The sequence below is a fragment of the Nostoc sp. UIC 10630 genome, assembly GCF_010747425.1.
Lineage (GTDB): Bacteria > Cyanobacteriota > Cyanobacteriia > Cyanobacteriales > Nostocaceae > Nostoc.
Genome location: NZ_JAAGOG010000470.1, coordinates 1 through 793, shown reverse-complemented (window position 1 = coordinate 793; position 793 = coordinate 1). Strand labels below are relative to the sequence as shown.

At 36.8% G+C, this 793-nt stretch carries 1 protein-coding gene; it reads right to left on the bottom strand.

Annotated elements, in window-relative coordinates; all coding sequences use genetic code 11:
- Positions 1 to 143 precede the first annotated feature (143 nt).
- Positions 144 to 793: IS982 family transposase (locus tag G1O98_RS38430; RefSeq protein ID WP_163939710.1), on the bottom strand; the 650-nt coding region annotated here is incomplete at its 5' end.

The window sequence follows — 793 nt, the reverse complement described above, 5'->3', positions numbered from 1 at the left end:
TAACTCAAGTTGCGGGTAATAAAATACAAATGAGGATATGGGAAATGTAGGCACAGTAAATAAGCGGTTGTACGAAATACAACTACCACAAAAGTGCAATCATGAATATTCAGTTTAGTTGAAGAGAAGGTGACATTTGTAACTTAGTCAATAAAAGCTTGTTGCAGAGTGTAGGCAAAAATAAAAGCTTGTAACTTCAGTAAAAACCCTTCATATGTTACTGCATGAATCGATTTTTGGAAACAACTCGTAACTCCGCTAAATACGGTTTCAATGTAGTGACGAATAGACTGTTTAATGTATTGAGTCCACGGTGCATCAAGACGTTTAGAGTTACTTTTTCGCATGACTTGCATCGAGATTTGACTAGTTTCAATTAAGTCATCTTCCACAGTGTAATCAAGATAGGCAGAATCGGCATAAACCTGAGTCCCAGGTGGTAAATTCAAAGGTAAAGCACTCAATCCCCGTATATCTGTCGCACTGGCTGGCATGAACACAAATTCCACTGGAATACCTGTTTTGGTAGTTAATAACTGTACTCTCACTCCATAAAAATAACGTTTCTTGGATGCGATATAACCCCGATATTCTTTCGATTGGATGAGCTTGGCATTAAAGATACGAATGTTATCACATATTGGTACGGGAAACGAGTCTAAAAGATATTCCGTATTTTCACTAATTTCTTTCAGTGCCATTCCTACTTGATGGAATAAATCGTTAATTAACATTGAGACATGATGCAATCGCCGATTAAATCGTGACTTTTCTAACATTCGTGGTATCAAAT